Annotated in this window: 13 protein-coding genes; 7 read left to right on the forward strand and 6 right to left on the reverse strand. The window is 57.7% G+C overall.

All coding sequences use genetic code 11. From position 1 onward, the window contains the following. Nucleotides 1-6: 6 nt before the first annotated feature. The 3 genes from AC1RWL_RS00795 to AC1RWL_RS00805 form a co-directional block, all read right to left on the reverse strand. Nucleotides 7-153 (reverse strand): hypothetical protein, encoded by a 147-nt coding sequence (locus AC1RWL_RS00795; protein ID WP_493093872.1) that lies wholly within the window; start codon nt 151-153, stop codon nt 7-9. 18 nt (nt 154-171) lie between these two features. After that, nucleotides 172-1050 carry a beta-keto acid cleavage family enzyme gene (locus AC1RWL_RS00800; protein WP_493093686.1) on the reverse strand — a complete coding sequence of 293 codons (879 nt, stop codon included), beginning with the start codon at nt 1048-1050 and terminating at the stop codon, nt 172-174. Between the two features lie 273 nt (nt 1051-1323). Next, nucleotides 1324-2256: a LysR family transcriptional regulator gene (locus AC1RWL_RS00805; RefSeq protein WP_493158181.1), complete on the reverse strand. Its 933-nt coding sequence runs from the start codon at nt 2254-2256 to the stop codon at nt 1324-1326. Between the two features lie 78 nt (nt 2257-2334). Here AC1RWL_RS00805 and AC1RWL_RS00810 point away from each other — a divergent pair, with 78 nt between their 5' ends. From AC1RWL_RS00810 to AC1RWL_RS00835, 6 genes are read left to right on the forward strand one after another with little or no spacing between them, the layout of a single operon-like run. Next, nucleotides 2335-3528 (forward strand): acyl-CoA dehydrogenase family protein, encoded by a 1194-nt coding sequence (locus tag AC1RWL_RS00810; protein WP_493093685.1) that lies wholly within the window; start codon nt 2335-2337, stop codon nt 3526-3528. Further along, the gene (locus tag AC1RWL_RS00815; protein WP_493093684.1) at nt 3525-4643 is read left to right on the forward strand and encodes an acyl-CoA dehydrogenase family protein; all 1119 of its coding nucleotides are present in this window, start codon (nt 3525-3527) and stop codon (nt 4641-4643) included. Before AC1RWL_RS00810 ends, AC1RWL_RS00815 begins: the two co-directional genes overlap by 4 nt. Beyond that, complete coding sequence (locus AC1RWL_RS00820) at nt 4640-6700, forward strand: acetate--CoA ligase family protein (protein WP_493093683.1); 2061 nt, start codon at nt 4640-4642, stop codon at nt 6698-6700. Before AC1RWL_RS00815 ends, AC1RWL_RS00820 begins: the two co-directional genes overlap by 4 nt. A gap of 14 nt (nt 6701-6714) precedes the next feature. Then, complete coding sequence (locus tag AC1RWL_RS00825) at nt 6715-7671, forward strand: 3-hydroxyacyl-CoA dehydrogenase NAD-binding domain-containing protein (protein ID WP_493093682.1); 957 nt, start codon at nt 6715-6717, stop codon at nt 7669-7671. Then, nucleotides 7668-8123 carry a thioesterase family protein gene (locus tag AC1RWL_RS00830; protein ID WP_493093681.1) on the forward strand — a complete coding sequence of 152 codons (456 nt, stop codon included), beginning with the start codon at nt 7668-7670 and terminating at the stop codon, nt 8121-8123. The genes AC1RWL_RS00825 and AC1RWL_RS00830 overlap by 4 nt, the downstream gene beginning before the upstream one ends. Beyond that, nucleotides 8116-8931, forward strand: a complete 816-nt coding sequence (locus AC1RWL_RS00835) for an enoyl-CoA hydratase-related protein (RefSeq protein WP_493093680.1) — start codon at nt 8116-8118, stop codon at nt 8929-8931. The genes AC1RWL_RS00830 and AC1RWL_RS00835 overlap by 8 nt, the downstream gene beginning before the upstream one ends. A 26-nt stretch (nt 8932-8957) precedes the next feature. Here the strand turns inward: AC1RWL_RS00835 and AC1RWL_RS00840 are convergent, their stop codons facing one another. Together AC1RWL_RS00840 and AC1RWL_RS00845 are read right to left on the reverse strand one after the other, a co-directional pair. Beyond that, nucleotides 8958-10157, reverse strand: a complete 1200-nt coding sequence (locus AC1RWL_RS00840; protein ID WP_493158183.1) for a M20 aminoacylase family protein — start codon at nt 10155-10157, stop codon at nt 8958-8960. Nucleotides 10158-10197: 40 nt separating this feature from the next. Beyond that, nucleotides 10198-10971: a transporter substrate-binding domain-containing protein gene (locus AC1RWL_RS00845; protein ID WP_493093678.1), complete on the reverse strand. Its 774-nt coding sequence runs from the start codon at nt 10969-10971 to the stop codon at nt 10198-10200. Between the two features lie 144 nt (nt 10972-11115). On the opposite strand from AC1RWL_RS00845, the gene AC1RWL_RS00850 reads away from it, so the two are divergent. Then, the gene (locus AC1RWL_RS00850) at nt 11116-11439 is read left to right on the forward strand and encodes a VOC family protein (RefSeq protein WP_493093677.1); all 324 of its coding nucleotides are present in this window, start codon (nt 11116-11118) and stop codon (nt 11437-11439) included. A gap of 489 nt (nt 11440-11928) precedes the next feature. On the opposite strand, the gene AC1RWL_RS00855 is transcribed toward AC1RWL_RS00850, so the two are convergent. Further along, entirely contained in the window at nt 11929-12696 is a 768-nt protein-coding gene (locus tag AC1RWL_RS00855; RefSeq protein ID WP_493093676.1) for an HpcH/HpaI aldolase family protein, read from the reverse strand. Nucleotides 12697-12708 lie beyond the last annotated feature (12 nt).

Below are 12708 nucleotides of genomic sequence, written 5' to 3' on the forward strand. Positions count from 1 at the left end.
CGCGGCTCATCCAACCCGACATAAAGCTCGGGGCCCGGGAGTTGCGAGCGCCTCCTTGTTCTTCACCGGTCGGCCATGCACCACGTCGCGGACGGCGAACTCCCCGATCTTGCCGGATTTGGTGCGCGGAATATCGGCGACCTTGGTCGACATGTGGAGCGGAGACCGCTCCTAGCCAAGGAGATTGAGGCGCTTGCGGGTTTCGCCAGGCGTTAGAATTTTTGCACCCATCGCCTCGACGATCTGTCGGGCCCTGGCGACGAGTTGTGCGTTTGTGGCAAGAACGCCGCGTTCCAGATAAAGATTATCTTCAAGGCCGACACGGATATTGCCACCCATCAAAACCGCCTGAGCGGCCATCGGCAATTGTTGGGCTCCCAGACCAAAGCCCGCCCAAATCGCATCTGCCGGGAGAGCATTACGCATTGCCATCATCGCGTCTGGTGTGGCTGGCGCACCGTACTTGATGCCCAGGCATAGCTGGAAAATTGGAGGCTGCCGGATCAAGCCTTCCTTGATCAGTTGCTTTGCTAGTTCGATGTGACCGAGTTCGAAAACCTCAATTTCCGGAACCACATTGTTCGCCTGGTAACTCGCGCACATCACCCTTAGCCAGTTCGGCGTCGTCGCATAGAGAGACTCGTCGAAGTTGAGGGAGCCCGTATCGAGGCTGGCGATTTCGGGCCGAAGCGCAACGATGTGCTCCATGCGTTCCGTCGGGCCAACGAAATCCATTCCCGGTGCCGTCGGGAACGGCGCTTCGGCCGACCCGAAGAGGATTTCACCGCCCATTCCACCAGTGAGATTGATTATGACGTCTTTGTTGCGTTCGCGGATGATCGTTACCAGCTCGCGGTAAAGTCCCAGGTCCCGGCTTCCAAGGCCGGTCTCAGGATCGCGAACGTGCAAGTGAACTATAGCTGCGCCAGCCTCGTGCGCCTCCAGCGCGCTATCGGCGATCTCCTGCGGGGTTACCGGTACATGCGGGCTCTTTCCTGCAAAGTCGCCGCCCCCGGTTACGGCACAGGTTATGAAAGGTTCGCGGTTCATAGAAAATCTCCGTGTAGGCAAGCGGTGTCGTATTCGCGAGGTGCGTTACGCCCGCAGGGAGCGGGTTTGTCGAAACATCCCGGTTTGGAGCGGGCATGTCGGAAGACGCCGCCATGAAATGCTGGTGATGAACCTGCGCCTGATGGGCGCATGGGGACAAGTGAATGCTATGCCCCGATACGTGAATCATAGAGACGAAAGCTGAGTACCGCTGGCTCGCTTGAACATTGGCGCCAGCGGTAGTGACTGCCGTCAGCTCTGGCGGTATGCGGCTTATCTTCTCGGAACGCCGAGCTTGATCGTTCCTGGAAGGGACTGCATCCACTGCGCAAAAATCAGCGCGCTTCGCGGCACCGGTCGCGACGTCGGCGTGAGCAGGAGGTAAGACTTATCCTCCTGAATTCCAATATTGGACAGAGCAATCAGGGTCTTAGCCCGCAACTGCGAGAGCACGACACCTCGCGGCAACAAGGCAACGCCCTCGCCAGCCATGCATGCCGCCAGAGTGAGATTGCCGTCCGGATAAAGCGGACCCGTCTCAGCGAGCGAAAGGTCGAAGTCGTACTCCGCCGATGCCTTTCGCAACCACATTCTCCAGAAATCTCTGGCTTCGTCATGGAGCAACGTCAACTGCGTGAGGTCGCTCAAATTCTTGTAGTTGACTTTCTGCAAATATTCCGGCGACGCAACCGGTACAGTTACGCCCTCGAGCAGCGGCATGGCTACGAAGTCTGGAAACTCGCCAGGATTTCCGTGTTGAACAGCCACATCAACGATGGTCGAGTCGATCGTGTTTGTTGCCCGCCAGTATTGTATGGCCACCTGTACTTCAGGATGTTTTCCCCAGAAGTCGTGCATTTGAGGCATGAGCCAGGAAACCGCAAACATAGGCAAGCAGGACACGCGCACCAAAGGCGATGCCTCGCGCTGTCGCAGGAGCTCGGTTTCCCCGTTGATCATTTCAAAAGCTTCGCAAACCTTGATCTTGTAGCGTTCTCCGGCTTCGGTCAGCCGTATACCCCGGCCATTACGCTCGACCAGCGACAATCCAAGCCACTCCTCGAGCTTGCGGATCTGGTGGCTCACAGCCGAGTGGGACACGCAAAGCTCGTCTGCAGCCCGTGTCACGCTTCGCATGCGCGCGACGGCCTCAAAGGATCGGAGCGACTGGAGTGGAGGGAGCTTCATGAGCGATATGTCTATCATATTCACATTTCGATACACAATACGAAACAATCGTCTTCCATCGAACCTGCTACTAAGGGGCGGGTGGAGAACTTTGCGATGGAAGCACTTGACAGAGAATTGGCCACACCGGCCGCACAGGCATTTCGTCAAAATGTAAGAGCCTTTCTGGCAGAAAATCTGCCAGCGCATATTCGTGATCAGGTCAATCAAGAACGCATGGACCTGTCGAAGGATGACCAAAGGACGTGGCATCGCATTACGCGCACGCATGGTCTCGCGTGCCCCGCATGGCCGAAAGAGTATGGCGGCGCCGGCCTGACAGACGTCGAGCTTTATATTCTGGAGCGTGAGTTTGCTCTAGCCGGTGCGCCGCGCCCCATGATCTACGGCGTCACCATGCTTGGGCCGGCGCTGATCGCCCACGGCACGCCCGAGCAAAAGCGGCGGTTCCTCCCCGGAATTCTGGAAGGAGATACTTTCTGGTGCCAGGGTTTCTCGGAAACGAATGCCGGCTCCGACCTGGCAAGTATCAAATGCAGCGCCAACCTCGTTGGCGACGAATACATCCTCAACGGTCACAAGATGTGGACCAGCGAAGGTCATATTGCCGATTGGATGTTTGGAATTTTCCGCACGGACTCAACGGGCCGCAAGCAGCAGGGCATCACATTTCTGCTTTTGGATCTCAAGACCCCTGGAGTCACCGTTCAGCCGATCCCTACCTTTGAAGGCACCGAAATTGAAATTAATCAGGTCTTCTTTGACGATGTGCGGGTCCCGGCGGGCCAGCGCGTAGGCGAGGAGGGTGCGGGTTGGGAGATCGCCAAGAACGTGCTGACATTCGAACGCTTCGGGAATGCCGAAGTTTCGCGTTCCCTTGCCTCTTTGGAACGCCTCAAGGCTTTCTGCGCCCGAACGCGGGTCAATGGCGAGAGATTGATAGATGAATCGATTGTTGCCCGCCGGCTCGTAGAACTGGAGATGACGCTCCGCAGCGTGGAAAGGACGGAACTCCGCTTACTGTTTCATTCAAAGGAAGACATTGGATCGGAAGCGGCGCTTCTCAAGTTGCGAGGAACGGAGGTGCAAAACGCGATCTTGGCCGCGGCGGTCGATCTCCTTGGGGTGAGTGCCTGCATCGATAATTCTGAAAAAGAGTTGGTTTCAGACGAATTTACCGGTGCCAGCCACGCGCTCAAGGCGCACATGAACTACCGCAAGACCATGATCTACGGCGGTTCTAGCGAGATCCAGCGCAATATCCTCGCACGGGGGGTGCTGGGTCTATGATCGGTCATTTGGGATTGGATGAAACCGAAACGCTGGTTCGGGAAGCCGTTCTAGCCTGCCTCTCGGACCTTGGCGATGGCAGCACGTCCACAGGCTTGCGCGCCTCTCAAGCCCTTGCAGCGCTTGCGGAGCTCTGCATTCTCGCTGCGCCACTTGCGCAATCGTTCGGTGGCATGGGTGGTGGCCTGGGCAATGCTGCTCTTCTGCTCGAGCCACTTGGGCGACATGCGCTGGTCACGCCCTATGTCGAAAGACTCTGCATGCCAGCAGCAATTGCCGAATTTTTTCCCTCGTTCGAGCCACAGAACTCGGCGCTGGGCTCCGCCGCATCGAATGTTGGCGGTGCTGTGCTCGCCTGGACGGAGCCTGGTCGCGGCTGGAGCAGACGGCCGGCCTCAACGATCGCCGAGAGGAGCGGTGACGATTGGATCCTTCGAGGCAAGAAGACGCTGGTGAGATGGGGCGACATCGCCGAAGCGTTTCTCGTTTCCGCTATGGTCGGGAACCATCCAGGCCTGTTTTGGGTGGCTGACACGACCGAGGGTGTTGTGCGCTCCGCTTTTCGCTCTGGCGACGGCCGGGGTCTAGCGGACATCGAATTCCATGATGTCTTGCTCCCTGCGCAAAACCGCATCGATGATGGAGATGCCATGGCGGCGATCGAGTATGCCGTAGACGCAGGCACGGCGCTCATTTTGGCTGAAGCCTGTGGCCTCATGAGCCGTTCGCTCGAAATGACAGTGGACTATCTCAAGGCGCGTGAGCAATTCGGTGTGCCTCTGGCGAAGATGCAGGCGCTGCAACACCGCATGGTGGATATGTATGCGGATGTCGAATGCTCCTGGTCGCTGACGCATGAAGCCCTCTCGAGCTTGTCAGCCCAGGTGCCGGCTATCCGCCGCCAAACGGCGGTTTCCCGAGCGAAAACCTACGCTGGTCGCGTAGGCCGTCGCGTAGCGCAGGAAGCTCTGCAAATGCACGGCGCTATCGGCATGACGATGGACTATCCGCTCGGTCGCTATCTACTTCGGTTGACGGCAATCGATCTCGATTACGGCGACGGCGAATGGCATCTTCGTCGGCTTGCCGAAGCCTTGCAGAGGGAGACGGCATGACCCGGGACCTTACACCGCTTTTCGCGCCATCCGCCGTGGCAGTGTTCGGCGCGAGTGGCCGTGAGGGCCGGCCAGGATACGAGGTTGTCAAGGCGCTGAAAGCCTTTGGCGGGTCAGCTCGGATCTACCCCATAACGCCTTCGTACGATGAGATCGAAGGCCTTGCCTGCTTTGCCGACGCGAGCTCTGTTCCTGGAAAAATCGATCTTGGCGTGATAGCAAGTGGGCCCGCTCGCATCATCGATGATGCAATGAGCGCGATCGCAATCGGTGCGCGCGCCCTTCACGTAATTGGCGACCTCGACAGGGAAGGTCGCGAGCAACTTTTGGCGATAACGCGCGGTGCGGGCGCGTGCCTGCTAGGTCCGAACTCTATCGGCTATATCGACTATCTTGGACGGCAGGCCTCTACCTGGGCGATGCCACCGGCGGAGTTCCAACGCTCTGGACGAATTGCCCTCATTCTTCAATCTGGCGCTCTCTTCTCCTATGCAAATTCTATTGATCCCCGACTTGCCTTCAGCACAACGATTCATCTCGGCCGTGAGTTGGATGTCGATATCGTCGACATGATCGACCACGCTTTGTTGACCCATGAAGTTCGGGTCATTGGCGTCTATCTTGAAAATCCCGGTGACGGCAGGCGGTTAGGAGATGCCTTGGCGAGGGCGGCATTGCGCGGAGTGCCGGTCGTTGCTCTGGCGCCAGGCCAGACGCGGGCGGCGGCCGAAGCGATTGCCACACATGCAGGTCGAATGGCGGGAGCAAGGGCACCTCTTGAAGCTATTTTCCGCCGTTATCGCGTGGTGGAATGTGTTTCGCTCGATCAGTTCTGGTGCACATTGCATCTGTTCTCTTCAGGCATAAGGATTGAACGGGGCGTCGCAATCATCACCGACTCGGGCGCCCAACGCGCCCTGGCCATCGATGCTGCCAGCCGATTGAAACTGCCGCTCGCTCGCTTTTCCAGGGCTACGGGGGAGAGGTTGCGAGCTGTCCTTGCTCCTGAGTTGGATCCCGTCAATCCAATCGATATTTGGTCAGGGGAGAAGGATGTCGCCGGTCATGTGGCCGCTTGCCTATCCATTGCGTTAAATGACGAAAATACGAGCGTTGGGGTCGTCGTGACGGAGTTTGGCGTCCCGATGAGTGACACGTTTTCCACCCGGATAGCAGATGGCCTGATCAGGCTCGCCGGTGGGCCGAAGCCCGTGCTTGCCGTCGGATTTTCGACACGACATTTCGTCTCCGATCGCGTTCTGGAGTTGGAACGGGCAAACGTTCCCGTGCTCGATGGTCTCGAGACATCATTTGAAGCCATGAGCCAGCTTCATCACTACCAGAAGGCAAGCGCCTACTGCGATCCGCTGTCGTTCGATGCGTCTGAGAGCAGTCTCATCGAAGTCGCGCTTGCAAAGCTCACGCCTTCCGACGAGGCCTCCACGCTTGCGCTGGTCGAGGCCGCCGGCATTCCCACGGTCACCCACAAGGTAGTAGACAGTCTTCAAGCGGCGATCGCCGCTGCGAATGCCATAGGTTATCCGGTTGTCCTCAAGACTGCAGCGGCAGTTGATCACAAGACCGAGGTCGCCGGCGTCGTTCTCGATATCAAGGACGTCCAAGCCCTCGAGCGTGCATATACCGATCTCAGGAATCGAATTGGTCCACGCGTCCTTGTGGCCGCCATGGTCAAAGGGGGCGTCGAATTGGCACTTGGCGCGCTCATAGATCCTGTCGCTGGCCCGATGGTGATGCTGGCAGCCGGTGGCGTTAGAGCCGAACTGCTGGCCGATCATCAATTCGCATTGGCGCCCGTCACGGAAGACGAAGCACTCGACATGTTGAAGTCGCTCAAGATCGCTCCAACTCTTGAGCCGTACCGTGGGCAGGCCGGTATCGACCAATCTGCTGTGGCGCGTGCGGTCGCCTCCATTTCGCGTCTCATCGCTGAATACTCCCAAGCCATCTCGTCAATCGACATCAATCCCCTTATCGCCACGCCCGCCGGTGTGACAGCTGTCGACGCTCTTCTCGTGCGCAACCCCGACAAAATGTGAATTGGAGAAACTGTATGACCCGAAACATAACCAAGGTGACATGCGTCGGCGGCGGTCTTATTGGCGCAGGTTGGGCGGCTCACTTCATGCGCGCGGGCCTCGACGTCGTGGTTCACGATCAGTCGGCTGAGCGCCAGGACTTCCTCGTGTCGACCATCGAAAGGGCGATGCCCACGCTGAACGCGCTCGGCTTGGCGGATGGCGCTTCACCATCGCGGGTCAGGTTCACCACCGATCTAAAAGAGGCGCTGGCCGACACGGACTTCGTTCAGGAAAGTGCCACCGAGGAGGTAGAGGCAAAGATTGGTCTCATAGCTGAGATCGACTCTCTCGTCAGAGATGACGTCGTCATCGCGTCGAGTTCATCGGGATTTCTCGCAGAGAACTTGCGCAGTCGGGCGAAGCGCCCTGATCGAGTCATCATCGGCCATCCCTTCAACCCACCCTTTCTCGTTCCGCTCGTCGAGATCGCAGGCGGGGCGACGGCGAGACGTGCGGCCGACATTGCGACGACGTTCTATCGATCCTCAGGCTGTGAAGTCGTCGAACTCGAACGCGAAATCGACGGCTATATCGGCAATCGCATCCAGTTCGCCGTCCTGCGGGAAGTACTGTACCTGATGTCAGAAGGAATAGCAGACTTGGAATCGATCGACAGGGCCATTGCTGCCGGTCCGGCAATCCGCTGGGCCGTCATGGGTCCGTCCTCGGTCTTCTTCCTTGGGGCTCGGGATCCGTCGCTCTACGGCGAATTCGTCGATCTGCTCGCTCACGAAATGGAAAGCGGCTACACCGCGCCCGCAAGCTTCCAACCAGACAAGACCCTGATGCGCAAATACGCCGATGAAGTCGTTAGGGGTATCGGCAATAGGGGACAGGCAGGTCTTGTGCACTTAAGAAATGCGGGCGTTGCCGGCATTCGCAAGGCACTGGAGCATGCGAGGTTGAGCCCCGAGGAAACCGCGTTGTGAGCTGGTTTACAGCCTGGGAAGGTGTCGTCACGCCAGACTGGCTCGATGAGCTCGATCATGTCAATTTCCTCGCCTATCAGCGCGTTGCTGACGAAGCGAGCATGTCGGCCTGGAAGAGTGCTAAAGGGACGGAGGACACAGGTCAATCGCTCGAATTCGTCATGACCGAAACCTACGTCCGCTACTTGACCGAACTCCGGCTCGGCATGTCAGTCGAAATACGCACGATTCTCGCGGCTTACGATGCCAAGCGCTTTCATCTGGTTCATCATATTCAAAGTGGTGGTCATCTCGCCTGCACGGTCGAGACACTGAACCTCTGTTTCGATACGGTCGCCCGTCGGGCCGCAAATTTTTCGGATACGATCACTGCGCGTTTCGCCAGTTTGGTGGCAGGGCCTGGTGAAGTGCAGCCGCAGTTGTCGATAAAGCGGAGGTCACCATATGCTTGATCCGATCGTCCTCACCCGGCGCGTCGGCAAGGTTCTCGAAATCACGTTGAACCGACCGCCGGTCAACGCGATTAACCGCGAGATGAGCCGCGCAATTCATGGGGCACTTAAGATGCTCCAAGAGGACGGCGACCTTAGCGTCGGCGTCATTATCGGGACAGGAGCCCGCGTCTTTTCTGCCGGGTGGGACCTCAAGGATGTTGCCGCGTCGGGATTCGATCCGTCGCTCGATCAAGAGGCGGCTACCGGTCACGGCGACGGAGGTTTTGCCGGCATCACTGAATATCATGACCTCCTCAAGCCGGTGATCGCCGCGGTCAACGGCGTGGCCGTCGGGGGTGGGTTTGAGATCGCCTTGGCATGCGATCTGATCGTTGCTGCTGACCATGCCTATTTCGAGCTGCCGGAGATGCAGCGGGGATTTCTCGCCGATAGCGGTGCGATACAGCGTTTGCCGAAACGCATACCGTACAATGTCGCGAAGGACATGCTGCTGACCGGTCGGCGTATGTTCGCGACAGAGGCCCATCAGTGGGGCCTTGTCGCCTCCGTTCACGACAGTGCAGGCTTGCGCGGGGCGGCTATGGATCTTGCGAGCAATATAAGCCTGGGGGCGCCGCTTGCATTGCAGGCAATGAAGGAAGTCATGGGCCGCATAGAGACGATGCCCACGGCCGAGGCCCTTGCGATAACGAAGCCAGGCAAGAGTGGGCTTACAATGTATGAGCGGATGAGTGGCTCCGAGGATTTCCTCGAAGGTGCGAAGGCGTTCGTAGAGAAGCGTGCGCCGGTTTGGAAAGGTCAATAGCGCCAGGACAAACCAAGCTGACACCGTCATGCGCGGAAAAGGGTGGGATCACTGCGATTCGAGAGATAGGCCTCAACAAGCTCCGTCCATAGTGAAACGCCGATGGGAAGAAGTCGATCGTTAAAGTCATACCCCGGATGGTGGAGGGGACGGGTGGTGGCCGTCTCGGCGCTTCCCAGGAAGAAATATGCACCCGGACAAGCCTTGAGCATGTAGCCGAAGTCTTCGCTGGCCATCCACGGGGATTCAAGTTCGAGGACGTTTTCGTGTCCAAGGGCGCGCTGTGCAACTGAGGTTAGGAACGCGGTCTGCTCCGCGTGATTGATTGTAGCGTCATAAAACGGGATGTAGTCGATTGACGCCCGCATCCCAAAGCTTTCGGCCTGCAAAGCAACGATCAACCGTATCCGCCGCTCTACCTCCATGCGGACGTCGGGATCGAAGGAGCGGATGCCCAGGATCAGTTTTGCTGACGAGGGAATGATGTGGCTGGCGGAACCGGCGTTAAACGCCCCGACGGTCACCACGGCAGAAGCATTTGGGCTGATGTTACGTGAGACAATTGACTGCAAGGCTGTCACGATGCTCGCCCCACAGACAATAGGATCGGCGGTTGTCTGAGGCTCTGCACCGTGGCCGCCCATACCTTCGACGGTGATGAAAACTTCGTCGACCGCAGCGCAAACGGCGCCAGGACGGGTCGCAAATCGTCCGAATGGGTGATGCGGTGCATTGTGCATACCGAAGACGGCATCACACACGAAGCGGTCGAAGAGACCCTCCTCGACCATCATGCGAGCCCCGCCGAAGTTCTCTTCGGCGGGCTGAAAGATCAGGTGTACGGTGCCATCTATATTACCTCGTTCGGCAATCAAACGGGCCGCGCCAAGCAGCATTGCCGTATGGCCATCATGGCCACAGGCATGCATTATGCCCGGTGTGGTGCTTTTATAGGCGACTGCGGTTTCCTCATTGATGGGCAATGCATCTATATCTGCTCGCAATGCGATCGCGCGCCGGCTGCTACCTCTGCTGAGCGTACCGACGACCCCGGTTTTCGCGAGACCGCGATGGACTTTGAAGCCAAGCCTGTCGAGTTCTCGAGAGATCAGGTCTGAGGTCCTGATCTCTGCAAGACCAAGCTCGGGGTGGGCGTGAAGGTCACGTCGAATGGCCACCAAGTCATCCGCGTGAGAACCAAGATCGACCACCATCGCATCACCCATCTAAGCCCGATTCAAGAAATTGCCGGCGTGCGCTACACGGCTACTCTTTGTAGATGCTGAAGGAGAAGTACTTCTTCGTGATCTTGTCGTATGTGCCATCTGCGCGAATCGTTTTGATGCCTTCGTTGATTTTCGCCTTGAGATCAGCATCTTCCTTTCGAATGCCAACACCGACGCCAGGACCATAGATCGCCGTATCCGGTGTGACCTCGCCTTTGAGTTCGCAGCAAGCGCCCGGACCGGTCTTGAGAAACTCCTCAAGCCCGATCCGGTCGGACAGAACCGCATCGACGCGACCAGCGCCAAGGTCCTGCAACGCCTCGTCGACGGTCTGATATTCTTTGACCTCAGCTGCTTCCGTGAAATGCTTCTTGGCGAATTCGGAATGCGTGGATGCCGAGGGGACGCCGACGATCTTGTCTTTCATGTCTTCGGGCGTCACGCCGAACGCCTGATCTTTCACACCGACGATGCCGATCGGAGAGTCGTAGTACTTGTCCGAAAAGTCGATGATCTTTCTGCGCTGTTCGGTGATGGACATCGAACTGACGATCATATCGATCTTCTTTGCCTGCAATGCGGGGATGATGCCGTCCCAAGTCACGGGCGTGATCGTGCACTCCAGCTTTTCCTGGTCGCAGACCGCCTTGATAAAATCGATCTCCCAGCCGGAGAACGTGCCATCCGCATCCGGTGCAAAGAATGGAGGGAAGGGTTCTGCCGCGACACCCACCTTGTAATCCTGCCCGTATGCGAGGCCAGAGGTGGCGAGAGTTACCGCCGCGGCGGCGATGAGCGTACCTAGATTCTTCATTTTGATTCCCCATTTGTTTTGGAAAGAGGGTTCATCGTTTCTGATCGTGACCCGGCTTTCCATCCTCCCCGAGGAGGAGATGAATTGAAGGGGCAATTGCCTAGTTCTCTTCCGCGACTGATTGTCTGGTGGTGAGAGGTTTGGATGACGCATCCGGTTGAAGGCATCGACCACATTGTATTGCTGGTGTCGTCGCTAGACTGGTCCGCGGAACACTTTCGCCGCCTGGGGTTCACGCTCTCTTTGATGGGGCTGCATAGCTCGCACATGGGTGCTGCTAACCACACGATCGTGTTCGAGAACGGTTATCTCGAACTTCTAGTTGTCTTTCGTGAAACGCAGGCGAATGAACGGGAGCGCTCTGCTTTGGCTGCCGGTGGCAATTGCATCGCTGCCGTTGCAGGCCGGATCAAAAATATATCAAGTGCCGTTTTGTCACTAAAGACAAATGGCATAAATTGCGGCTAGCGCGAATTCTCGCGCCCTTTGACCCTGCCGGACGACTTCGCGGTCAAACGAGCTGGTAGAGCGATTATCCAGCGACGTTGACTTCATTTGGCATTTCGCGGGCGTCTCCCTATGCTGAGCCGATTCCTTTGGGGAAATTGGATCAGGTCGGGTCTGGCATCAATTCTTGTCGTTTGCGGGGCCTGGGTTTGGCTGCTGAATGAGGGCCGTAGGCCGAAAAGTTCGAACAAAAACGATACGCCTCATGCGATCGCTTCGTCATTGAAGTCATGGGACGGGCGGTACAGTTGGGGCGCTATGGCCTTAGCAAATTGATCATGGCCCGAGGCATCTCATTAAGCATGAACACGAAATTTTCGCCGCCGAATGAACCCGATATATTGCGACAGACCGGATTTTCGCCTCCAGCGGCTTCGACTGCTAAAGCAGTGTACTAGCTTCATCTCGTTGGTTGACCACAACGGGGTATTGGCGAGCATAGTGGATCGGCTAATCGCATAGACCCCGCGCAGCTGACATAGCGGCGCGTCCGCCTTCGATCACGAACCCGGCGTCAGCCCCGTAGGTGAACAACGTGAAGCCCAGCGCACGGAACGTTGGGACGAACTCCAGAGCCGCCACGTCAATGCCCGCAATCACGCCACTTTGTTTCGCAGCGTCCGCCACCTGTTTGCAGGCGGCAAGGAGTTCGGGGTGAAGTTCACCGGGCCGCAATCCAAGCGAAAGAGACAAGTCGGCAGGGCCCACGTAGAGCACGTCGACACCCGTTACGCTTGAAATCTTGTCAATATCCGCCACGGCCTCGCGGCTTTCGATCTGAAGAACCACAAGTGTTTCGTTGTCAGCATGTTGAAGATAGGAAGCCTGGTCGTAATAATAGTTCGAGGCGCGCCACGCTCCGAAACCGCGTGTTCCCAACGGCGGATACTTTGCAGAGCTCACGGCCTTCCTCGCCTCTGCTTCCGAGTTGATCATCGGGACCATCACACCGGCGACACCGTGGTCGAGTGCCCCTTTTATTAGTTCAGGGCTCTTCCCTTGCACCCGATAGATCACTGGCATTCCATGCCGCTCGGTCGCCGGGAGGATCTGCATCAGGGTATCGGGCGGGATAGGGGCGTGCTCTCCGTCAACGAGCAAGAAGTCTGCACCGGTATGAGCCAGCGTCTCAGCCACAATCGGATGTGGAATGCTCATCCAGATCCCGAAAGTGGTCTGGCGAGAGCGGATGCGCGTGACGAGGTCGAAATGATTCATAAGGAGTCTCCG

This window comes from Shinella sp. GW821-FHT10F02 (assembly GCF_058809275.1).